17 protein-coding genes and 1 pseudogene are annotated in these 23,526 nt (G+C 65.1%); 15 read left to right on the plus strand and 3 right to left on the minus strand.

Going from position 1 to position 23,526, the window contains the following annotated elements; translation table 11 throughout:
* The first annotated feature begins 153 nt into the window (after positions 1-153).
* The 6 genes from AC26AR_RS04965 (at position 154) to AC26AR_RS04990 (ending at position 8,572) form a co-directional block, all read left to right on the plus strand.
* Complete coding sequence (locus AC26AR_RS04965) at positions 154-1,338, plus strand: ABC transporter ATP-binding protein (RefSeq protein WP_488107656.1); 1,185 nt, start codon at positions 154-156, stop codon at positions 1,336-1,338.
* Entirely contained in the window at positions 1,335-4,052 is a 2,718-nt protein-coding gene (locus tag AC26AR_RS04970; protein ID WP_488107657.1) for a Gldg family protein, read from the plus strand. The genes AC26AR_RS04965 and AC26AR_RS04970 overlap by 4 nt, the downstream gene beginning before the upstream one ends.
* The gene (locus AC26AR_RS04975; RefSeq protein ID WP_488107658.1) at positions 4,049-5,296 is read left to right on the plus strand and encodes a DUF4340 domain-containing protein; all 1,248 of its coding nucleotides are present in this window, start codon (positions 4,049-4,051) and stop codon (positions 5,294-5,296) included. The genes AC26AR_RS04970 and AC26AR_RS04975 overlap by 4 nt, the downstream gene beginning before the upstream one ends.
* Positions 5,297-5,393: 97 nt before the next feature.
* Positions 5,394-6,332: an alpha/beta fold hydrolase gene (locus AC26AR_RS04980; RefSeq protein WP_254696434.1), complete on the plus strand. Its 939-nt coding sequence runs from the start codon at positions 5,394-5,396 to the stop codon at positions 6,330-6,332.
* Positions 6,329-7,285: an alpha/beta fold hydrolase gene (locus tag AC26AR_RS04985; protein WP_488107659.1), complete on the plus strand. Its 957-nt coding sequence runs from the start codon at positions 6,329-6,331 to the stop codon at positions 7,283-7,285. Before AC26AR_RS04980 ends, AC26AR_RS04985 begins: the two co-directional genes overlap by 4 nt.
* Before the next feature lie 48 nt (positions 7,286-7,333).
* Entirely contained in the window at positions 7,334-8,572 is a 1,239-nt protein-coding gene (locus AC26AR_RS04990) for a patatin-like phospholipase family protein (protein ID WP_289863019.1), read from the plus strand.
* Positions 8,573-8,668: 96 nt separating this feature from the next.
* On the opposite strand, the gene AC26AR_RS04995 is transcribed toward AC26AR_RS04990, so the two are convergent.
* Both AC26AR_RS04995 and AC26AR_RS05000 read right to left on the minus strand, forming a co-directional pair.
* On the minus strand, positions 8,669-9,511 hold the full coding sequence (locus tag AC26AR_RS04995) for a transporter substrate-binding domain-containing protein (protein WP_488107660.1): 843 nt from the start codon (positions 9,509-9,511) through the stop codon (positions 8,669-8,671).
* A 122-nt stretch (positions 9,512-9,633) separates the two neighbouring features.
* Complete coding sequence (locus AC26AR_RS05000) at positions 9,634-10,239, minus strand: Smr/MutS family protein (RefSeq protein WP_136938208.1); 606 nt, start codon at positions 10,237-10,239, stop codon at positions 9,634-9,636.
* Positions 10,240-10,490: 251 nt separating this feature from the next.
* Here AC26AR_RS05000 and prmB point away from each other — a divergent pair, with 251 nt between their 5' ends.
* The 5 genes and pseudogenes from prmB to phaC all read left to right on the plus strand — a co-directional run.
* Positions 10,491-11,453 (plus strand): 50S ribosomal protein L3 N(5)-glutamine methyltransferase, encoded by a 963-nt coding sequence (gene prmB, locus AC26AR_RS05005; RefSeq protein WP_054554939.1) that lies wholly within the window; start codon positions 10,491-10,493, stop codon positions 11,451-11,453.
* A 111-nt stretch (positions 11,454-11,564) separates the two neighbouring features.
* A complete protein-coding gene (gene aroC / locus AC26AR_RS05010; RefSeq protein ID WP_054554938.1) occupies positions 11,565-12,656 on the plus strand; it encodes a chorismate synthase in 1,092 nt (363 codons plus the stop codon).
* Between the two features lie 290 nt (positions 12,657-12,946).
* Positions 12,947-13,456, plus strand: a complete 510-nt coding sequence (locus AC26AR_RS05015; protein WP_191237983.1) for a DUF6489 family protein — start codon at positions 12,947-12,949, stop codon at positions 13,454-13,456.
* A 170-nt stretch (positions 13,457-13,626) separates the two neighbouring features.
* Complete coding sequence (locus tag AC26AR_RS05020; protein ID WP_167593039.1) at positions 13,627-14,076, plus strand: phasin family protein; 450 nt, start codon at positions 13,627-13,629, stop codon at positions 14,074-14,076.
* Between the two features lie 498 nt (positions 14,077-14,574).
* Positions 14,575-16,305: pseudogene (gene phaC, locus AC26AR_RS05025) on the plus strand (class I poly(R)-hydroxyalkanoic acid synthase); the annotation flags it as partial.
* 1,147 nt (positions 16,306-17,452) lie between these two features.
* On the opposite strand, the gene AC26AR_RS05030 reads toward phaC, so the two are convergent.
* Positions 17,453-18,343: a LysR family transcriptional regulator gene (locus tag AC26AR_RS05030; RefSeq protein ID WP_077372378.1), complete on the minus strand. Its 891-nt coding sequence runs from the start codon at positions 18,341-18,343 to the stop codon at positions 17,453-17,455.
* A 319-nt stretch (positions 18,344-18,662) separates the two neighbouring features.
* Between AC26AR_RS05030 and leuC the strand changes: the two genes are divergently transcribed.
* From leuC to asd, 4 genes are all read left to right on the plus strand, one after another.
* A complete protein-coding gene (leuC, locus tag AC26AR_RS05035) occupies positions 18,663-20,114 on the plus strand; it encodes a 3-isopropylmalate dehydratase large subunit (RefSeq protein WP_488107661.1) in 1,452 nt (483 codons plus the stop codon).
* 11 nt (positions 20,115-20,125) lie between these two features.
* Entirely contained in the window at positions 20,126-20,779 is a 654-nt protein-coding gene (gene leuD / locus AC26AR_RS05040) for a 3-isopropylmalate dehydratase small subunit (RefSeq protein WP_488107662.1), read from the plus strand.
* A gap of 142 nt (positions 20,780-20,921) precedes the next feature.
* Positions 20,922-22,004, plus strand: a complete 1,083-nt coding sequence (gene leuB / locus AC26AR_RS05045; protein WP_084209076.1) for a 3-isopropylmalate dehydrogenase — start codon at positions 20,922-20,924, stop codon at positions 22,002-22,004.
* Between the two features lie 220 nt (positions 22,005-22,224).
* Entirely contained in the window at positions 22,225-23,346 is a 1,122-nt protein-coding gene (gene asd / locus AC26AR_RS05050) for an aspartate-semialdehyde dehydrogenase (RefSeq protein WP_084209075.1), read from the plus strand.
* The last annotated feature ends 180 nt before the right edge of the window (positions 23,347-23,526 follow it).

Raw genomic sequence — 23,526 nt, forward strand, 5'->3', positions numbered from 1 at the left:
TCGCCTTGCGGCAGAATAGCGCCAGCATATCAGGATTTTGCAGCGCAGCAGACTGGAAGGCGCGCGCCCGGCTTGGCGAGCGCAGGCTGTCCGCTTACCCTGTGCTGCAATCTTTCGGGCGCAGGCCCCACATCATCACAAGGAGCGGGTAACTTGCAGGACCCATACGCGACCTCTGCCGCATCGTCTTCCGTGCCCTTGCCCCATCAGCCTGCGCCTGTGCCACTGCTGGCAAGCCGGGGGCTGGGGCGTCAATTCGGCCTTCACCAGGCCGTGTCCGGACTTTCCTTCAAGGCCTTTCGCGGCGAAGTGATCGGCCTGCTGGGGCCCAATGGCGCCGGCAAGACCACCAGTCTGCGCATGCTGGCAGGCACCCTGGCGGCAACCGATGGTGAACTGTCGCTCGAGGGAGAGGCCTTCGATGGGCGAGCCGGTCAGCGTCAGCTCAATCGCCTGAAGCGACGGATCGGCTATCTGCCGGAAGGGGCACCACTGTGGCCGCAGCTTACCGTGCGCGAGACGCTCGAGTGCGTCGCGGGCCTGCATGGTCTGTCGCGCAGGACTCGCAAGGAGCGCCTGCCTGCCTTGATGGATCGCCTCGACATAATGCCCTTCGCCAATCAATTGTGCGCCGTGTTATCCAAAGGCTATCGTCGGCGCGTGGCACTGGCGATGGCGCTGACCCATGACCCGGACATCCTGCTGCTGGATGAGCCCACCGATGGGTTGGACCCGCTGCAGAAGGACAGCGTGCGCGCCTTCATTCGCGAGCTGGGGCGCGAGCGCCTGATCATCGTCTCCACTCATCTGCTGGAAGAGGTGCCGCGCATCTGTGATCGCGTGCTGGTCATGGCCAACGGCCAGCTGGGCTTTGATGACACGCCGGCGGCGCTGGCGGCCCTGTCCGTCAGCGAGGCGGTGCCCAGTGCCTATCGTGAGCGACTCGGTGCCGCTCATGGCAGCACGTCGCCCTTGCCGGTGTGGCGGGTGATCCTGAGCCGTGAACTCAGCGAGCTGGAACTGGCCAGCGTCTCGCGGCTGCCCGGTGTCGCGGCCATCACCGCCGTGTCGCCCGAGGGTGCCGAGCGAGTGTCCCGCTCAGGGCGACGCCTGATGGCGGACCCGGCCTATCGACTGGTGGGCAGGCCCGGGCAGGACCCGCGCTCCGCGCTGGCGCGGTGGTGCAGCTACATGCAGATACGGCTCGACGAGTGCGTGCATGAGCGGGGGGACATCGAGGTGGCATTCCGTCAGCTGGTGGCGCGCATGGCCGAGCAGCCCGCGCCATTGCCGCGCGTGAAGCGCCCCCTGGATGCGGATCAGGAGGTATCGTCATGAGGGCGATGATGGCGCTGGTGCGGCGTGACCTGCATCAGGCAATGACCCAGGGGGCCAGCTGGTCTCTGCTGGTGGTGATGGCGGTGCTGGCCCCGCTGGGGGCCTTCGAGGTCGGTGATCTTCTGGCACGTGATCGTGCGGACCTGGGAGCGCTGTGGCAGGTATTGCCATGGCTGCTGGTGCTATGGACACCGTTGCTGGCCCTGCGTGGCTGGCCGGAAGAGCGCGCCAATGGCCTGCTTGAATGGCTGTCAGGGCTCGGGCTTGGTCCATGGCGGCTGGCGGGCGCCCGCCTGGCAAGCGCCTGTGTGCTGGGCTGGCTGGGCCTGGCGATGACGGCACCATTGCTGGTGCTGATCCACTGGCTGGGCGATCCCGATCTCGGCCTTGTGCTCAGCGGGTATCTTGGCATGGCGCTGTTGGTGATGGCACTGGCAAGTCTCGGTCAGGCGCTGGCGGTCCGTGCGCCCTCGGCGCTCTCGGCCTGGCTGGGGGCACTGGTGCTGGGGCTGGCGTTGATGCTGCCGGGCACGCCGGCGGTGACTGCTCAGCTGGCGCGTCATCTGGCGCCACACTGGGTGCAGCTGCTGGACCTGATCAGTCTGCCGGCCCATCTCACGCCCTTCAGCGAAGGGCGTCCCGCGCTGCTGGATGTCGGCTACTTCCTGTCGTTGACCCTGGCCGGTCTGGTGCTGCAGGTGCGTGGCCTCAAGCAGGAGCGCAACACGCGTCGGCAGGCGCCCCAGTGGCTGGTCGCCCTGGCCGTGGCATCAAGTGTCACGGCCGTGCTGCTGGCCGCCCAGCGTCTGCCCGCCATGGTATCCCCGAACGCGTCCAATCCGCTGATCACGGCGCATGACCTCACCGATACCCGCCAGCACAGCCTGAGTCCTGCCAGCCGGGAGCTGCTGTCGCGGCTGACATCCCCCGTGACGCTGACCTTCGCCTACAGCGAGCGCTTTGCCGCGGACCTCCCGCAGCTGCGGGAGCTGGCGACACGTATCGAGACGCGCCTGGGCGCCTTCGCGCGTGAGCCTCAGGTGCGCCTGAAGCGGGTGGACCCGCAGCCGGACAGTGCCGATTTCACGGACCTCGAGGCCCAGGGACTCACGGCGCTTTCGCTGCCTGGCGGTGAAAGAATGCTGTTCGGTCTGATCATCGATGGCCCCTATTCCGAGCGCCGTGCGATCCCGATGCTCAAGGCCTCCGATCTCGGCGGACTGGAAGCGCAGGTCGCGCGTCAGATCCAGGAAGTCTCGCGCACCCAGCCACCCCGTCTGGGCGTGATCTCCAGCCTGCCGGTGATGGGTCAGCCGAGCATGGAGCAGGGCCGGGCACTGGGCAGCTGGGGGCTGATGGAACGTCTCAATGCCCGCCAGCGCATCGACTGGCTGTCCGGCGGGGATGACCCGGCGCGCCCGATCGCCGATCAGGATGCGCTGCTGGTGATCGCCCCGCGCCTGTTGCCGACGGCGACGCTGACGGCGATCCGCGACTATCTGGATCGTGGTGGGCGAGTGCTGATGATGCTGGACCCGCTCCCCGAGATGCTGGATCAGCCAGCCCCGGCCTCCGAGGCTCTGAGCGCCTTGCTGGCCCATGCAGGACTTGAGTCACGTGCCGGCGAGGTGGTGGCGGACACCCGACTTGCCTTGCCGATCGGTCTGCTGGACGGCACGCGCGCCCTCAGTCCGACGCTGCTTGGCATCGGCCCGGACCGTCTGTCGGATGTCTTGCTGAACCAGAATGTCGATCAGCTGGTGATGTCCAGCGCCGGTTGGCTGGCCCCGCGTGAGGAGACGGCGGAGACACCGTCAGCGACCTCGCGGCAGTGGCTGATCCGAGGGGCCGACACCACGCGCCTGCTGCCGGCCGACAAGGTGTACGCCAACCGCATGGACCCGCGGCCGTTGTCCGGCCTGTCTGGACATGACGTCGAGGAGGGTGGGCTGGCGGTGCTGACCCACTGGCCGGCGCCAGTGGATCAGGGGGCGCGTGACGACGGGCATGAAGACGGGCGTGAGGGCCAGCTGCTGGTGGTCAGCGATGTCGACATGGCCAGTGATCGCCTGTGGCGGCGCAGCGCGGCGGACGGCAGTGAGCGCGAGCTGAATGCCAATGCCCGTTGGCTGGAGAACGCGGTGGATGTGCTGGCGGGCAGCCCGGAACTGGTGGCGCTGCGTGCCGGTGCCCATCAGGTGCGCGAGCTGACGCGACTGCATCAGCTGGCGGATCGCCAGACGGCAGAGGAAACCCGTCTGCGCAATGACTGGCAGTCGCGCCTGAGTGCACTGGGGGCTGCCCCGGTGGCCGACAAGGCGGAGGCGACACGCCAGCGAACGGCACTGGATGACATGCAACAGGCGTTCGAGAGCGCACTCGCGCGCCAGCAGCGCGAGGCGAATGCCGAGCGTGATGACCTGCGTCGCAGGCTTCGTCTCTGGACCTTGCTGGCGCTGCCGGTGTTGCTGGGCCTGTTGGGTGAGCTGATCTGCTGGCGGCGCTATCACGCGAGCCGTCGAGCGGGCTATCGCCCTGCCGGGCGACTGTCCGGCCATCGTCAGCCCGGTCGTCATCGCCTCGGTGGCGGGGGACTGTCCGCGTCCACCAGCGCCGAGACGGCGTCGGCATCCGACAGGCCGGCCTCATCCAGCACGTCTGACCGAGCCGCTGAGGATCATCGCGGCGAGCGCCGCAGGGGAGATGACGCATGAGTCGCTTCAATCGCGCCGGATGGGCGCTGACAGCACTGGCCTCGTTGCTGGCGATCGGGGCTCTGACGCTCGGCCCGCGTGAGTCGGGCTCGTTTCCGGATGCCGGGCCAGGCGCTCCGCTTCAGGAGGGCGAGGCCTCAAGCGCCATCCTGACACCGCTGCCGGCGTTGTCGCATGTCGCCGCGACGGCGCAGAGAATCGGCATTCGTCGCCATCCCGATGAGGCGCAGGACTGGCTGAGTCTGACGCGAGACCCGAAGGGGGATTGGCAGCTGGCATCACTGGGCAACTGGCCGGCGCGTCAGGACAAGGTGACCGGGCTGCTGCACCAGCTGAGCGAGGCACGCCTGCGCACGCGCAAGCCCGCGACTGACCAGGCGCTTCAGGCGCTGGGGCTGGCGGGGCAGACTCCGGTAGTGAATGTCACCGGCAGTGATGGCGAGGTGAGTCTGCAACTGGGCGGCCCGCCGTCGGCTGCCCGCAGTGGTGCTGATGCCTTGCCGGGGCGTTACGTGCGCTGGCTTTCGCTGCCGGACTCGCCGGTGCTGGAACTGTCTCGTGACATCGGCTTGCCGGACTGGCGGGGCGGCCTGGCGGCAAGCGAGGTGCTGGATCTGTCCGCATTGCTGCACGAGAGGCAGGGGCCGCCCGCGCTGAGTCGTGTGGAGGTGCGTCTGGCGCCTCATCCGCAGGCATCCCATACCCCGCACACGCGGGGGCTTGCCCCCGACAGCGCAGCGGCCGAGGCCCTCATGGCGGCGCTCTCGCCCCTGAACCAGAACGATCTGCGCCTGCGTGTCGCGCAGGCGGACTGGCAGCCGGCGGTCACGCTGACCCTGAACTGGTCCCACGCCGCGCGGCAGTATCGCCAGCCGCCATCGCGGGATGATCACCTGCAGCTGACGCTGTCCATCGCATCCGGCAGCAAGCCCTGGGCGCGTCTGACCCTGGAGGGCACGCGCTGGCCGGCGGCTCTGGTACGGCGTCTCGCGGCGGTGGAGATCCAGGTCAACGGTGCGCTGCGCGAGCGCTTGATCGGTCTGGGCAAGGTCATCGAGACCCATACCGGGTCTCATCCTGGCGTGTCCGCTGGCTCGGCAGAGGCGGGCGGTGGCCTCGAGGCGGGCAGACTGTCGCCAACGGCGATTCAGGCCGCTCTGCAGGCGGCTACCCACGCGAACGAAGAGGTGGCTTCGACGGTGGATGACAGGCCTGCCGCGCAAGGTGAGACATTAGGCGAGTAGCGTGGTGGCGGTGGGGCTGGCATGCTGGGAGACTGGGTCAAACGACCGTTTGCTCTGCGGCATCCGGCGACACCGCCAAGCAAGGTGAGGAGACTTCATGATGACAGTGCCATCCCGCAATGCCTCATCAGCATCCGCTGGGCAAGCCGCCGTGGCGGGGGCCGTAGAGGTCACGCCGCAAGCGGAGCCTCGGGAGGTGTCCGAGCCGCGAGAGTCACGTCCGCTGCTGGCGTTTGCCCATGCCAATGGCTTCACCGGCGCCTGTTACAACAGCCTGCTGGCCCCGTTGGCCGAGTCGTTCGATCTGCTGCCGGTGGACAGGCTGGCGCATGATCCCGCCTATCCGGTGGGGCGCAATCTGATCGCGTTGCGGGACGAATGGCTGGCCTGTCTGGACACGGCGCTGGGGCCGGTGGGCACGCCGGACAGTCGCAAGGTCATCGGGGTGGGGCATTCGCTGGGAGGCGTGGTCAACTACATGGCCGCGCTCAAGCAGCCGGCGCGTTTCCACTGCGTCATCCTGCTTGACCCGCCCTTGATGCTGGGACGTGATGCCATCGGCCTCAAGATCGCCAAGCGCTTCGGCTTCATCGACCGTGTCACGCCGGCAGGGCGCACGCGTGGGCGGCGCGCCCGCTGGGATTCGCCTCAGGCGATGCATGATTACCTGCGTCGCCGCTCGCTGTTCGCCAACTTCACGCCCCGGGCACTTGCGGACTACATCGAGCATGCCACGCATCGCCACGGCGATGGCAGCCTGTCGCTGAGCTTCGATACGCGTCACGAGGTGGAGATCTTCCGCCATCTGAGTGATCACCTCACGGGCTCCGTGGCCAGGCTCAAGGTACCGGTGAAGATACTGGCAGGTGAGCAGTCGGACCTCTTGACGCCACCGCGCATCGCCAGGCTCCAACGGGCCGGGCTTGAGGTCGCCACGGTGCCGGGCGGACACATGTACCCCTTTGAGCATCCTGATCTGACGCGTGAGGCGCTGTTGGCGACCCTCTCGCAATTGGCACCGGAGTTGATGGCATGAATTGCACGACGGGCACATCACGCCCATCCCCTCGTCCCTTGACGTTCACGCGGCGCTGCGGCGGCGAGATAGCGGCGCTGGAGTGGCGCTCCGAGCAGGTCAGCGCTGACGCCCCGGTATGGCTGGCGCTGCACGGCTGGCTTGACAATGCCGCCAGCTTCACGCGCCTGGCACCTCTGCTGTGTGAGCGACTGGGCATCCGGATCGTGGCCATCGACCTGGTCGGGCATGGTCGCTCGAGTCCCCAGGGGCCGGATGGCGACTATGCGGTGTGGGATTATTGTCACGATGTCATCGAAGCGCTGGAAGGGTTGCGAGGCGAGGGCATGCCGGAGGCACCGGTCACCTTGCTGGCGCACTCGCTTGGCGCTGCCGTCGCCGGACAAGTTGCAGCGGCCCTGCCGGAGCATGTCGCACGACTGGTGCTGATCGACGGTATCGGGGCGCTGGCGACACCGGCTGACGAGGTGGTGGGGCAGTTGCGCCGTGGCCTGCTGGCGCGTCATGCGCGTCCGCTCTCGCGAGAGGCCTCAGGGAGCCAGCCGTCGCGTCGTGCGCACTATCGTGGCATCGAGGAGGCGGTGGCGGCGCGTGTGGCCGGTGGCGTCACGCCCGTGGATGCCGAGACGATACGCCCGGTGGTCGAGCGCAACCTCGAACCCCTCGAAGAGGGCTGGCGGCTGTGCAGTGACCGTCGTCTGCTCAGACCCTCGGTGATGCGCTATATCCCGGAGCAGGTACTGGCGCTGCTGGCCGCCGTCAATCAGCCGGTGCTGCTGATCGAGGGGGAGCAGGGTATCCTGAGGGAGCGGCCCGAAGCGCAGCTGGCGCGAGCGGCCGTGCGCGGGCTGGAGCGTTGCGTCCTGCCCGGCGGCCATCACCTGCATCTGGAGCCGGGACATGTCGCGGCGGTCGCGGCACGGATCATCGACTGGACCGTCGCGGGCGAGTAGTCCGTCGCGCCAAGGTCATCCTTCATCATCGTCATCGGGAGACATGCCATGGCCAAGCGCAAGACCATCGCCCTGGCACTGGGGAGTGGCGGGGCACGCGGTTATGCCCATATCGGTGTCATCGAGGAAGTGCTGGCGCGGGGCTATGACATTCGCGCCATCTCCGGCTGTTCCATGGGCGCGCTGGTGGGCGGCATCTATGCCGCCGGTCAGCTCGACGCCTATCGGGACTGGGTGTGCAAGCTGGATTATTTCGATGTGCTGCGACTGGTGGACGTGACCTGGAGCCCGATGGGCGCCATTCGCGCCCGTCGCATCATGGAAGAGCTGGAGGCCCTGATCGGGGATACGCGCATCGAGGACCTGCCGATACCGCTCACCACCGTCGCCACGGACCTGATCGCCCAGAAGGAGGTCTGGTTCCAGAGCGGCAATCTGCTCGAGGCGATCCGGGCCTCCATCGCCGTGCCGGGGGTGATCACGCCGGTGCAGCGCGATCGCAAGATGCTGGTGGATGGTGGATTGATGAATCCGTTGCCCATCACGCCGCTGGTGGCCGCGCATGTGGATCTGGTGCTGGCGGTGAATGCCACCGCGCACTCGCCGCGCAACCAGACGCTGGAGCAGATGCTGCCCCCGGCGGAGGCGGCCGAAGAGGAAGCACGCGAGGCCGCGCTGCAGGCGCAGGAGGGCGGATTCGGTGACTGGCTGCGTGGCGTGCGCCGCAGTGCCGAGCGCATGTTCTCGGCCGAGCGTGAGGCGACACAGCCTCCTGAACTCGCCGAGCCACCGCCATCCTCCACCTCGGCGGTGAGCCCCCTGGGCGGCGTGCCGCTGCCGCCGGGAGGCAGTCTCGCCCCGCCCTTCACGGCCTTGTCGGAGGCGCCGGAGACGGAGCCCGCCACCAGCACGGGCGCGACCCTGAACGATGTGCTGAATCAGGCCGTGAAGGAGGGCCGGGAAGATGCTGACCCGCGCGAGGCGCAGGGGCGTCAGAGCGAGAATCGGGAGTCGCGGCGGCTCGCGGAGATCGAGGAGGGAGTCGACGACGACAATTCGCCGGAGCAGGCCTGGGGCAAGCTCGACATGATGATGCGCTCCTTCGATATCACCCAGGCGACACTGGCCAAGTACAAGATCGCCGGGTATCCGCCGGACATTCTGGTCGAGATCCCCAAGACGGTGTGTGGCGCCTACGAGTTCCATCGGGCCGAAGGCCTGATCAAGCTGGGCCGTCACCTGGCCGCCGAGGCGCTGGATCGTTACGAGAAGGGGCTGGATGGCTAGGAGGTCGATGAGCACGAGGCAATGACGCAAGCCCCCGCCAAACGAGATTGGCGGGGGCTTTTGGCATGTGGCTCAGGCTGACGCTGACGCGCTGGTTCAGCCCTTGATCCATTTCTCGAAGATGGCGGCCTGCTCGCCGGTGCCCTGCATCTGGGTCAGCCACTGATCCACATAGGCTTTCCAGATGTTGTCACCCAGCGGCAGCAGATAGCCCTTCTGGGAAAAGGTGAATGGCGCATCAGGATGCACGCTGCACAGCGCCGGGTGACGGCTGGCCTGCAGCTGGGTCTCGATGGCATCCGTCACCATCACGTCGGCGCGGTCTTCGATGATGTTGTTGAAGATGGTGCGGTTGTCGTTATGCGCGACGCGCGTGGCATCGCTCAGGAATTCATTGGCGAAGCGCTCGTTGGTGCCGCCCGGATTGACGGTGATGCGCACGCTCGGCTGATTGATCTGGGCGACGGTCTGGTACTTGTCGACATCTTCACAGCGCACGATGGGCGTCTTGCCGCCGGTCTGGTAGGGCAGGCTGAAGTAGGCCTGTGCCTGACGATCCAGCTTGATCGAGATACCGGACATGGCGATGTCGCACTTGCCGGAGGTGAAGTCTTCCATCAGCGTCGGCCAGCTGGTCGGAACCGTCTCGACGCTTGCGCCCAGGCTTGCGGCCAGCGAGGCGGCCATGTCGAGGTCGATGCCCTCGAACTCGCCGTCGTCTTCACGATGGCTGAAGGGGGCATAGTCACCGGTGGTGCAGACCTTCAGCACCTGAGTGTCCTTCACGCGGGAAAGCGTGCTGTCGGCCAGGGAATCGCTGGCGGCAGCGGGCGTGGCAAGCGTCAGTGACAGGGTGGCTGCGGTCACGCCGCTGAAGATGGCGGTGGAGCGCGCGCGGCGTGAGGGCTGGCGTGTGGTGTGTTCAGCGTTGGGTGTCATCGGGGTGTTCCCTTGTCGTTATGGTGGCAGGCTCGGCGTGAGGCCTGCTTCAGATGTTCAGTTGCTCAGGTGTTCAGATGTCCTGTGTCGCTACTCCGTGGCGTGGCGATGGAGGGGCTCGCTCAGTCCATCAGCGGATCACGGCCCTTGCTGCGCAACAATACATAAACTGCGCCGCTGCCGCCGTCCAGCTCCAGCGCCGAGGTGAAGGCCAGCACGTCCGGCCACTGGCGCAGCCAGGCGTTGACGTGGCTCTTGATGATCGGGTGATCCGCCATGCCGGTCCACGCCTTGCCATGCACGACCAGCACACAGCGTGAGCGCCGCGCGATGGCGTCATCGATGAAGGATTCCAGCTCGCTGCGCGCCTGCTCCAGTGTGTAGCCGTGCAGATCGAGACCGGCTTCCCAGGCGATCTCGCCGCGCTTGAGGCGCTGGCGCTGGCGGTAGGGGAGGTCCGGTACCGCGAAGTCGAGCAGCTGGCTGGGCGTGACCGGTTCGACCTGGCCGTCCGTGGTGCGCGATGGCGTGCCGAGAGAGTCGGTCGAGGCTTCGCTGGCGGCAGCGCGACGCGCGGCCAGTCGGGCCTGCTCGTCACGGCTGAGCGGCTTGCGGCCGGGGTCTGCCCGGTTGCTGGTGATCTTGCGCACGCCGGCCTGTTTGAGGGCGGCGCGGAAGGCGTTGAAATCGTCGCCGTCATCCGAGCTGTCGTCGTGTCGGGGGGGCATGGCTGGGGGCTCCGCAAGCGGTGAATGGCAAGGGGCGCAGTATAGCGTGGCTGTCGGTGCTGTGAAGCACCGCGCCGTGCCGTGCAAGGTCAGTGGCGTCCCATGATGTCGCGCACGTCACGCGCGGTGACCATGGCGCGTGCAAGGGTCGCCGCCACGCCTCGTGAACGCTACAATGCCTGCGCGAGACGCCACCGACGCTTCATGACTGGCGGCGCTCGTTGTCCATCTGTCCGCTTACAGGAATCACCGTGTCCACTACTTCCGCGTCCGACCTGCGCCATCCTTCCAGCCTCAGTGAGCCGGATTCCCGTCTCGTCGAGGAGCTGGTGACTCTGCGCGACCTGATTCGCTGGGCGACCAGCGAGTTCCACGCGCACCGTCTGCACTTCGCCCACGGCACCGACTCTGCCTGGGACGAGGCGGTGGCGCTGGTGCTGGGTGCGCTGCATCTGCCGTGGGACACGGACCCCGCCGTGATCGACGCCCGTCTGCTGACCATGGAGCGTGCGCGCATCGTGGCGCTGGTGCGTGAACGCATCACCACCCGCAAGCCGCTGCCGTATCTGCTCGGTGAAGCCTTCTTCACCGGCGTGCCCTTCGATGTCGATGAGCGCGTGCTGATTCCGCGCTCGCCGATCGCTGAACTGATCGAGAGCGGCTTCTCGGCCTGGTTCCCGGAACTGCCGCCGACCCGGGTGCTGGACATGTGCACCGGTTCCGGCTGCATCGGGATCGCCACGGCGCTGGTGATGCCGACCGCCGAGGTGGATCTGGTCGATATCAGCAGCGAGGCGCTGGAAGTCGCGCGTCGCAACATCGAGCGCCACGACGTGGCAGGGCGGGTCATCGCCGTGCAGTCGGACCTGTTCGCGGGCGTGGCCGGCAAGCGCTATGACCTGATCGTCTCCAATCCGCCCTACGTGGACAGTTTCGATCTCTCCCACATGCCGCAGGAATTCGGCCACGAGCCGGCGCTGGCGCTGGGCGCCGGTGATGATGGCCTGGATATCGTGCGCCGTATCCTGCGCGAGGCTCGTGACTACCTGACCGACGACGGCGTCTTGATCGTCGAGGTCGGCAACTCCGAGCGCCACCTGATGGACGCGTTCCCGGACGTGCCCTTCATGTGGCTGGAGTTCGAGCGCGGCGGCAACGGCGTCTTCGCCATCGATGCCCAGACACTGGACGTCTGCGCCCCCGAATTCGCCTGAAGACAGGCTCGTCTGGTGCCTTCGCTTCAGCGCCAGACCTGAAAAGCTCACGACAACTATTATCAGAACGCCGTCGGCCATGACCGGCGGCATCGCCTGAGGACCCCCTGAATGTCCGGAAATACCTTCGGCAAGCTGTTCACTGTCACCACCTTCGGCGAAAGCCATGGCCCGGCGCTGGGCGCCATCATCGATGGTTGCCCGCCGGGCATCGAGATCAGCGAAGCGGATCTGCAGATCGATCTGGACCGCCGCCGTCCCGGCACCTCGCGCCACACCACCCAGCGTCGCGAGCCGGACCAGGTGCGCATTCTCTCGGGTGTGTTCGAGGGCCGCACCACCGGCACGGCCATCGGCCTGATGATCGAGAATACCGATCAGCGCTCCAAGGACTACGGCAAGATCAAGGACCAGTTCCGTCCGGCCCACGCCGACTACACCTATCACCACAAGTATGGTGAGCGTGACTACCGTGGCGGTGGCCGCAGCTCCGCGCGCGAGACTGCCATGCGCGTCGCCGCCGGTGCCATCGCCAAGAAGTATCTGGCGAGCCACGGCGTGCAGGTGCGCGGCTATCTGTCCCAGCTCGGTCCCATCGAGCTTGAGGTCAAGGACTGGTCGCTGGTCGACACCAATCCGTTCTTCTGTGGCGATGCGGACCGCCTCGAGGAGCTGGAGCAGTACATGGACGCCCTGCGCAAGGAAGGCGATTCCGTGGGCGCCAAGGTCACCGTCGAGGCGACTGGCGTGCCGGTGGGTCTCGGTGAGCCGATCTTCGATCGCATCGATGCCGAGCTGGCCCATGGCCTGATGAGCATCAACGCTGTCAAGGGCGTCGAGATCGGGGACGGGTTCGCCGTGGTCAGCCAGAAGGGTACCGAGCACCGTGACGAGATGACGCCGGAAGGTTTCCTCTCCAATCATGCCGGCGGCATCCTGGGCGGCATCACCAGCGGCCAGACCCTGCGTGCCAGCATCGCGCTCAAGCCGACCTCCAGCCTGCGTCTGCCGGGTCGCAGCATCGACGTCAACGGCGAGGCGGTCGAGGTGATCACCACCGGCCGTCATGATCCGTGTGTCGGCATCCGTGCCACGCCGATCGCCGAGGCGATGGTCGCGCTGACGTTGATGGACCACCTGCTGCGCCATCGTGGCCAGAATGCCGACGTCAAGGTCGACACACCGGTGCTGCGCGAGGTGTAAGCCGCTTGCGGCGCGGCTGAACTGCTGGCGCTGCCCAGCTGTTGAACTTGTAACGCTGCCAAGCTGCTGAACTTTTAGTAAGAAAGAGACGCCCCATCCGTGGAGTGATGCCCTGCATCCTTCGTGGCTGGGGCGTCTTGCGTGGTGGGTTGGCTTGCACAAAGTAAATAAGAAAAGGCGTAAGTAGCAGGCTGCCCCCGTGTCATTCTCGCTGCTAGACTCGAATGGCAAGCATGCCAGCGGACTCGTGCACCACGCCGTGCGCGGGCAGACAACACAAGGACACTGCCATGAAGATCAATGTCGAATTCGACCTGACGCCTCAGGAGTTTCGCCAGGCGATGGGCCTGCCGGATGTGGAAGCCTTTCAACAGGAATTGATGGAGCGCTTTCGTCGTCAGATGGAAGCGGGCGTCGAGGGCTATGATCCGATGAGCCTGCTCAAGCCGCTGATGACACCGGGGGCGGGCACGCCGTTTGCCAGGTTCATGCCGCCGGGGATGGCGGAAGGCATGGCGGGGATGGGCGGCGCGTCAGCGGCCGATTCCCCGGGGGCCTCATCCAACGAGATGGGCGACAGCATGGCCAAGGGCATGGCGGCTTTCCAGCAGTACCAGAAGATGATGCTGGATACCTTGCAGCAGTTCGGTCAGCAGGGCACGGGCAACGCCAGTGGTGGGGCCAGTGGTGGCGACAGTGAGCCCGCTGGGAATGACCCGCATGCGGGAGCTGCGCAGAAGGCGACCGCCGAGGACAGACCCAAGGCCGCCAGCGCGCGCTCACGCAGTCAGCGTGATTGATGGATGACGAGGGAAGCTGAAGGCATTGCGGTGCAGGATTATCGTCATGGGATTGCAACCGCTTCGGGAGCAGACTAGTCTTTGTGCAGTGCAGCATAATGCTGCGCTCCAAAGATGGCGCAGAGTCTTCTGCGCGCTCTTCCGGTACGGAATCCATGGGAGGAACCGTCATGCAACAGGATCAGATGTTCAACGCCTTTGCCGAGCAGGCTCGCAGCTTCTATCAGCCGATGCGCAAGCTCAACAGCCTGGTGCTCGACCACATGAGCAAGGTGGCCGAGTTCCAGATGGATGCCGCCAAGCGCTATGCCGATACCGGTTTCGAGCGTGCCCGCGCCGCGACGGAAGTGAAGAGTGTCGAGCAGCTCAGCGAATTCGGCAATCGTCAGCTGGAAGTGGCCACCGAGCTGTCTCAGCAGATGATGGACGATTCCCTGAAACTGGCGGAAATGGGCAACGAGATGCGCAGCCAGATGGAACAGGCCTATTCCGATGCGGGCAAGGAAGCCACGGACAAGGCATCTTCCGCTGCCAGCAAGGCGTCTTCCGCCACGGCGGATGCCGCGAAAGACAGCACCAGCAAGCCGGCAAGTGCCACCAGCCGCGCCAAGCAGAGCTGAAGAATCATCGAGAGGGCTGGCGCATGCGCCAGCCTTTTTTTTGGCGAGGTCAGGCATTGCCCCCATCACGGCCCGGGTGCATGCTGAGAGTCGCCCCCCGAGGCGGCAAGACGACAGATGAGAGGTCTCAGCCGGCTTTCCGTCGTATTCGCGCCTCTGGCATGAATGCGACGGAAAGCGGACTGCAAGGCTCTGGCCTGCCAGAGTGAAGAGAGTCGGTGCAAGGTGCCAGTGACGGCGCCGCGAACGCCTTTCGAGGGCATTGCACTGCAGAGGTACGGAAGGATTCGGTTCGATGAAATCGTGCATGTCGGCGTTCGTTCGACAGCCATGCTTCGATAGCCAATGACAAGGAGGACGGGCGATATGGTTTCAGCCCAGCAGCAGGCACTTTCTCAGGCATTCTCTCAGGCCTTTTCCCATCTGTTTCCCGATGGCGTCGACGGCGGTGAATGGGCCGGCGTGGTACAGGAAGCCAGCACCCAGTATCAGGCTCTGATGAGTGACATGCTGGAGCGCCTGTGGCCAAGTGCTGCTGCCTCCACCATCTACGACGAGATGGGACGTTGCTTCCAGGCAGGCGCGGAGGCGCTGGCACGTGACCCCCAATTGCTGATTTCCACGCAGACCCGCCTCTTCCAGGACCAGATGGCCCTGATGCAGGGCACGCTGCGCGAGATGAGCGGTGAGAGTGTCGAGCCCGTGATCAGCCCCGCACGCTCTGATCGTCGCTTCCGCGATGAGGCCTGGCAGAGCGAACCGTATTATCACTTCCTCGTGCAGCAATATCTGCTGTTCTCGCGCGCCGTGGATGAGATGCTGGCGGGCATCAAGGGATTGCCGGAGAGCCAGAAGCGCAATCTCGAGTTCTACGCGCGCCAGTACGTCAGTGCCTTCTCGCCCTCCAACTTCGCCTCCACCAACCCGGAAGTGCAGCGGGTGACCCGCGAAACCGGCGGCCAGAATCTGCTCGACGGCTTGAAGCGTCTGCGGGAAGACCTTGCCAATTCCGCCGAAGGCATCAATGTCGCGATGACCGACACCGAAGCCTTCCGTCTCGGCGACAACATCGCCGTCACGCCGGGGGATGTGGTGTTCGAGAATGAGCTGATCCAGCTGATCCAGTATCGCCCGGCGACGGAAAAGGCCTTCAGTACGCCGTTGCTGGTCGTGCCGCCGTGGATCAACAAGTACTACATTCTCGATCTGCGTCAGGACAATTCGATGATGCGCTGGCTGGTGGAGCAGGGGCACACCGTGTTCCTGATCTCCTGGCGCAATCCCGGGCCGGAGCAGAGCGATCTCACCTGGGCCGATTACATGCAGATGGGGCCGCTTGCCGCGATGGATGCCATCGAGCAGGCCACCGGCGAGAAGCAGGTCAATATCCTGTCCTACTGCATCGGCGGCACGCTGACGGCCAGCACCATGGCCTATCTCACGGCCAGGAAACAGGCGGATCGCGTGCGCTCGGTCAGTTACATGGCGACGTTGCAGGACTTCTCCGATCCCGGCGAGATCGGTGTCTTCCTCAACGAGCCGGTACTGCAGGGCCTTGAGAAGCAGATGGCGCAGGACGGCTACCTGGATGGCCGCGTGATGGCGTTCTCCTTCAACCTGCTGCGCGAGAATGACCTCTTCTGGTCGTTCTACGTCTCCAACTATCTCAAGGGCGAAGCGCCGACCGCGTTCGACCTGCTGTACTGGAATACCGACGGCACCAACCTGCCGGCCGGTACCCATGCCTGGTATCTGCGTCACATGTATCTGGAGAACCGCCTTGTGCAGCCCGGCGGTATCGAGCTGGACGGTGTCCCGATCGACCTCTCGCAGATCGAGATTCCCAGCTATTGGGTCTCCGCCCGCGAGGATCACATCGCCAAGTGGCAGACCACCTACAACGGCACCCAGCTGCCCAAGGCTTCCATCAAGCGCTTCGTGCTGGGTGGCTCAGGCCATATCGCGGGTATCGTCAATCCGCCGCACAAGAACAAGTACGGCTACGTCACCAATGACGAGCTGCCGGCGACACCGGATGCCTGGCTTGAAGGCACCGAGGCGCATGAAGGCTCCTGGTGGAATGACTGGCAGGCATGGATGTCCGGCAATGGTTTCGTCGAGCCGGAACCGGAAGTCTCTGCGCGCACGCCGGGTGAGGGCAAGCTCGACGTGATCGAAGCGGCGCCGGGGCGTTATGCGCGCCAGACCATCCCCGAAGTACTCGGCCAGACTGTGCCGGAAGAGATCACCTCAGCCGCACAGGCGCAGCTCAAGACCGTGCGTGATGTACAGGAGACGGTCGAGAAGCGCATGAATGACGCGCTCAAGCAGGTCACGCTGCCACTGGAAGAGATGGTGTCGGCAATGACAGGGAGCGCGGCGGGCAAGGCGAGCAATGATGCCAGCGACGCGAAGAGCAGCAGCTCGTCCGATGCCTCCAGGGCGCAAGGCGCCAGCACCGGGCCTGCCGCTTCCAAGGCGGCATCAGCGGCTACTGAGTCAGCAGCGCCGGCAAGCAAGCCCGCCCCGCGCAAACGTGCTGCACCCAAGAGCACGGCTTCCAAGAGCACTGCTTCCAAGAGCACTGCTGCCAAGAGCACTGCTTCCAAGAGCGCAACGCCCACCAGCAGCACGGCCAGCGACAGCACTGCAAAACAGAGCACGGCAAAACCGAGCACTGCGAGCACGGCTGCCAGCAGTACAGGTAGCTCAACGGCGAAGACCACCACGGCGAGAAAGACCTCCACGCCGCGCAAGACAGCTGCCAACAAGACGACCGCGAACAAGACGACCGCGAGCAAGACAACTGCGGCCAAGACGACGGCAAGCAAGCCAGCCTCTGACAGCAAGCCGTCTGCGGCCGGCACCTCAACCGGCGGCGCTGCTTCCACTGCCTCGGGCTCTAGCAGCACGGCGACATCGCCCGCTGCCAAGCAGCCTGCGACACAGAGCAAGGCGGCGGCCAGTGCTCCCAAGAGCGCCGCGGCCAGCAAGCCAGCCTCCAGCTCGACGGGGAGTGCGAGCACCGGAAGCACTGCCAAGACCGCCAGCAGCACAGGTGCTGGAAGCACTGCCAAGGCTGCTGGATCTGCCGCCAAGAGTGACACTGGCAGTGCGGCGGGTGCAGATGCCAAGAGCGACACCACCAGCGAAGCGCCCAAGCCGCGCCGTGGCCGTCCCTCCAACGCCAGCAAGGCCGCCGCCGCCAAGGCAGCGGAAGAGGCCAAGAAGGACGATGCCAAGCCTGCGGCCAGCAAGACGGATGGCTCATCGGGCAATGACAAGGACACTGGCAAGCGCTGATCAGCGGCACCACCAGCAGGACGTTCTACAGCAACGCCAGCCCTCAGGGCTGGCGTTGTGCTTTCGAAATTCGTCAGCGGTGTCTCGAGGCCGCATCCCTTGCCCCTTCCAGCAGCTCGATCATGGCGCTGGCGGCGTTCGAGAGGGTGCGGTTGTTGTGATAGAGGTAGCCGAGCTGGCGCTCGATGGGGCGGTGGTCGATGGGCAGGATCTCGATCTCGTCGTCGATCATGCTTTCCGGCAGCACGCTCCAGCCCAGGCCGATGGCGACCATCATCTTGAGGGTCTCGAGGTAGTTGGTGGACATCGAGACTTCCACCGAGAGGCCGTCACGCGCGAAGGTGTCGATGACGATGCCGCGCGTGAAGGTCAGGTGGCCCGGCAGCACGGCGTCGTGCTGTGAGAGGGCGGCTAGCGGCAACGCCTTGTGTCCCGCCAGCGGGTGGTCTCGTCCGCACACGAAGCGCATCTCGTCCAGCCACACCGGCACCACCGTCAGATTGGGATCGCGATGCGGTGCCAGAGTGACGACGGCCAGTTCCAGCTCCCCATCCAGTACGCCCTGATAGGCCTGTTCTGAATCCAGGAAGCGCATGTCCATGCGTACCTCGGGATGGGACATGGTAAAGGCCTTGAGCAGTGGCGGCAGACGGTGCAGGCCCACATGGTGGCTGGTCGCCATCGTCAGGCTGCCTTTTACCTCGCCGGACAGATTGCGCAGCGCGCGCCGCGTGTCATCGTGCATCACCAGAATGGCACGGGCCCGCGGCAGCAGGATGTTGCCGGCCTCCGTCAGGGTGACGCGCCGCCCGATGCGATCAAACAGCCGCGCGCCGTGGAGCTGTTCCAGCTGCGCGATGCGTTTGGAGACAGCGGGTTGTGTCAGGTGCAGCTGTTCGGCCGCCAGCGAGAAGGAAGCGGTTTCCGCGACGGCAACGAAGGCCTGAAGAGAGGGAGTGTCCATGTGAGGCAGCTATCCTGTCATGAGGGCGTTCAGAAGAATGATCTTCCGTGCGATCAGGGGGGATGTCGGCTGAGGCAATGGTATTCCTTTTGGGAATCCAAAGCATGAAAAACATGAATTGCTTTTATTCATCGCCGCCGAGTACTCTTGATGCACAGGACGCGGCGGCGATGCTCGAGCCTCTGGTGGCAAGCCACTTGCGACATGGCTCGCACGACCGCCCCGCCATCAACACTGGACGACACACCTCATCAAGGGGCCGCCACGAGCCCCGAGGCAGCAAGCGCTCTTACCGTAGGGCGCCACGAGGAGACACGACATGGCCAGCCAGACCCTTTATGACAAGTTGTGGGACCAGCATCTGGTCAAGCAACGTGAAGACGGTACTGCACTCATCTACATCGACCGTCACCTGCTGCACGAAGTGACGTCGCCGCAGGCCTTCGAAGGGCTGCGTCTGGCCGGTCGCAAGCCGTGGCGTCTGGATGCCAACCTGGCAACGCCGGACCACAATGTGCCGACCTCTCTCAAGGAGCGCGCTGCCGGCATCGCGGGGATCGAGGATGAAACCTCTCGCATCCAGGTGCAGACCCTCGACGACAACTGCAACAGCTTCAACATCGAGCAGTTCACCATCAATGATGCGCGTCAGGGCATCGTGCACGTGGTCGGGCCGGAGCAGGGCGCGACCCTGCCGGGCATGACCGTGGTGTGTGGCGATTCCCACACCGCGACCCACGGTGCCTTCGCGGCACTCGCTCACGGTATCGGCACCTCCGAGGTCGAGCACGTGCTCGCCACCCAGTGTCTGATCCAGCGCAAGATGAAGAACATGCTGGTGCGCGTCGATGGTCGTCTCGGCACTGGCCTCACCGCCAAGGATGTCGTGCTCGCCATCATCGGTGAGATCGGCACCGCCGGCGGTACCGGCTATGCCATCGAATTCGGCGGCTCCGCCATCCAGGACATCTCCATGGAAGGCCGCATGACCATCTGCAACATGGCCATCGAAGCCGGGGCACGGGTCGGTCTGGTCGGGGTCGATGACATCACCATCGATTACCTGCGCGACCGTCCCTATGCGCCGAACGCCCAGCAGTGGGAAGCGGCCGTCGCCGACTGGCGCAATCTGGTCTCCGATGCAGACGCCGAATTCGACAAGGTCGTCGTGCTCAAGGCCGAGGACATCGCCCCGCAGGTCACCTGGGGCACCAGCCCGGAGCAGGTCACCAGCGTCAATGGCGTGGTGCCGGACCCGGCAGCCGCCAACGATGACACCGAAGCGCGTGGCATCACCCGTGCGCTCGAGTACATGGGCCTCAGCGCTCAGCAGAAGATCACCGACATCAAGCTGGACCGCGTGTTCATCGGCTCCTGCACCAACTCGCGTATCGAGGACTTGCGTGAAGCGGCGCGCGTGGCCGAAGGCCGTACGGTCGCCAAGAGCCTCAAGCAGGCGATGGTCGTGCCGGGCTCTGGCCTGGTGAAGGCACAGGCGGAAGCCGAAGGACTGCACGAGATCTTCCTCGCCGCGGGCTTTGAATGGCGCGAGCCGGGCTGCTCCATGTGTCTGGCGATGAACGCCGACAAGTTGGGCGCCGGCGAGCATTGTGCTTCCACCTCCAACCGCAACTTCGAAGGCCGTCAGGGCTTCGGTGGGCGTACGCACCTCGTCAGCCCGGCCATGGCCGCCGCTGCCGCGATTGCGGGTCACTTCGTTGATGTTCGTGACTTTGCCCCCATTCCTACTTCCGATACCCACGCAGCCTGAGGAGGCCCGACATGGAAAAGTTCATTCGCCAGCAGGGCCTCGTGGCACCGCTCGATCGCGCCAACGTCGATACCGACCTGATCATCCCGAAGCAGTTTCTGAAATCGATCAAGCGTACCGGCTTCGGCCCGAACCTCTTCGATGAGCTGCGTTATCTCGATGAGGGCTATATCGGACAGGACATCAGCAAGCGTCCGCTGAATCCGGACTTCGTGCTCAACCAGCCGCGTTATTCAGGCGCAAGCGTGCTGCTGGCACGTCGCAACTTCGGCTGTGGTTCCTCGCGCGAACACGCGCCCTGGGCTCTGACCGACTTCGGCTTCCGTGTCGTCATCGCGCCGAGCTTCGCCGATATCTTCTACAACAACTCGTTCAAGAACGGCCTGTTGTTGATCACCCTCGACGAGGACACGGTGGATCGCCTGTTCAAGGAAACCGAGGCGGTGGAAGGGTATCGTCTGGATATCGATCTCGAGGCACAGGCCGTCATCACGCCGTCCGGTGAGTCGATCGCCTTCGAGGTGGACAGCTTCCGCAAGCATTGCCTCATGGAAGGCTTGGATGACATCGGTCTGACTCTCAAGGATCAGGACGCCATCGACAGCTTCGAGACGCGTCATCGCGCCGAGCGTCCGTGGCTGTTCCGCGATGGCAAGACGGCCTGATCTGTCCAGCGTCACGCCAGTCAGCGCCGAAGTCGCAACACATTCGTCATGGCTCGCCGTCCAGAGTGGCAGCGAGCCCAGTCTCAGCACCGGCGGTGAACCGTCGGTCTTGCCGGATGCTCTCCGGCCCAAGGAGTCCCAGATGAGCCGCAATATCCTGATTCTGCCCGGTGATGGCATTGGTCCGGAAATCACGGCCGAAGCCGTGAAGATCCTTGAAGCCGCACGCAGCGAAGGGCTGGACATCACGCTGAGCGAAGGCAAGGTCGGTGGTGCAGGGTATGACGCGGCGGGCCATCCGCTGCCGAAGGACACGCTGGACGCCGCCAAGGCGGCGGACGCCATCCTGCTCGGCGCGGTCGGTGGCCCGCAGTGGGACAAGCTGGAAGATATCTCCCTGCGTCCGGAACGCGGCCTGCTGGGGCTGCGCAAGGAGCTTGAACTCTTCGCCAACCTGCGCCCGGCAATTCTCTACCCGCAGCTGGCCGAGGCCTCCAGCCTCAAGCCGGAAGTGGTGTCCGGTCTGGACATCATGATCGTGCGTGAGCTGACCGGTGGCATCTACTTCGGCCAGCCGCGTGGCATCGAGACGCGCGACGGACAGCAGGTCGGCTACAACACCTACGTCTATTCCGAGTCCGAGATCGAGCGTATCGGCCGTACCGCCTTCGAGATGGCCCAGAAGCGCAACAAGAAGCTGTGCAGCGTCGACAAGGCCAACGTGCTGGAAGTCACCATGCTGTGGCGTGACGTGATGGAGCGCATCTCCGCCGACTACCCGGATGTCGAGCTGTCGCACATGTACGTCGACAACGCCGCCATGCAGCTGGTGCGCGCACCGAAGCAGTTCGACGTGGTGGTCACCGGCAACATGTTTGGCGACATCCTCTCGGATGAAGCCGCGATGTTGACCGGTTCCATCGGCATGCTGCCGTCCGCCTCGCTGAATGCCAGCGGCCAGGGCATGTATGAGCCGTGCCACGGCAGCGCGCCGGACATCGCGGGTCAGGGCATCGCCAACCCGCTGGCCACCATCCTGTCGGTGGCGATGATGCTGCGCTACTCGCTGAATGAAGCGGCGTGGGCCGAGCGTATCGAGAAGGCCGTCGGTGTGGTGCTGGATGAAGGGCTGCGTACCGCCGATATCGCCTACGCCGGCACTCGCAAGGTCTCTACCTCCGAGATGGGCGATGCCGTGCTGGCCGCCTTCAAGGCCCAGGCGTAAGGCAAGACCCGCGTGAACGCCGCTCGTGAGTGGCGTTCACGCGAGATGATCATGAGGAAGCTCGGCGTGCGTCGCTGGGCTTTCGTGTCAGGACCTGCGGCTGGAGCGTTGGGCAAGGCTCGCCTCGTGTGAGTTGCCTGTGCTCGCTGCGGGTCATTCCTGTGCCGGGAGCTTCGGTGTCTTCCATGCTCCCGGCCGTGCATGAACAAGGAGAACAAGCATGTTGAAAGTCGGATTTGTCGGTTGGCGTGGCATGGTCGGTTCCGTGCTGATGCAACGCATGCGTGATGACAACGATTTCGCCGGTATCGAGCCGGTATTCTTCTCCACCTCCCAGGTCGGTCAGGCCGGCCCGGACGTGGGCACGCCGGTGCCGGCGCTCAAGGATGCCAATGACATCAATGAGCTGAAGGCGCTGGACGTCATCGTTACCTGTCAGGGTGGCGACTACACCAAGCAGGTGTTCGGCCCGCTGCGTGAAGCCGGCTGGAAGGGCGACTGGATCGATGCGGCCTCCACCCTGCGCATGGAGAAGGATGCCGTGCTGGTGCTGGACCCGGTCAATCGTCACGTGATTGATGAGAAGATCGGTGCCGGTGCCAACACCTTCGTCGGCGGCAACTGCACCGTCAGCCTGATGCTGATGGGTCTGGGTGGCCTGTTCGAGGCCGGCATGGTCGAGTGGATGACTTCCATGAGCTACCAGGCGGCGTCCGGCAGCGGTGCGCGCCACATGCGTGAGCTGCTGACCCAGATGGGCCAGCTCAATGGCAGCGTGGCCTCGGAGCTTGCAGACCCGGCCAGCGCGATTCTGGATATCGACCGCAAGGTGACCGCCACCATGCGCGGCGATGATTTCGCGACCCAGCAGTTCGGTGCGCCGCTGGCCGGCTCGCTGCTGCCGTGGATCGATTCCCCGATGGAATCCGGTCAGACCCGCGAGGAGTGGAAGGCCGGTGTCGAGGCCAACAAGATTCTCGACAGCCAGGGCAACCCGATCATGATCGATGGGCTGTGCGTGCGGATCGGTGCGATGCGCTCCCACTCCCAGGCCTTCACCGTCAAGCTCAAGCAGGACGTGCCGCTGGACGAGATCGAAGACCGCTTGGCCAAGCACAACGACTGGGTCAAGGTCGTTGCCAACACCAAGGAAGACAGCCTCAAGCACCTGACACCGGCTGCTGCTACCGGCACCCTGACCGTTCCGGTCGGCCGTCTGCGCAAGCTGGCGATGGGTGGTGAATACCTGTCTGCCTTCAGTGTGGGTGACCAGCTGCTGTGGGGGGCCGCGGAGCCGCTCAAGCGCATGCTGACCATTCTGCGGGAACATCGCGCCGCCTGATCATCACGATGGCTGGCCCTCGCGGTTGAGTGCCATGGCGTGATGCAAGACGTCGCCCCCGACTCCTCGGAGCCGGGGGCGACTTTTTTGCGCTCGAAAATTCTGCAATCGAAAATCCTGCAATCGAATATCCATGCACTCGAACGTCCCTGGCGAATGTCCTGGCGGACCATGTCCGGG

Source organism: Cobetia sp. PS-4MA (genome assembly GCF_057670765.1).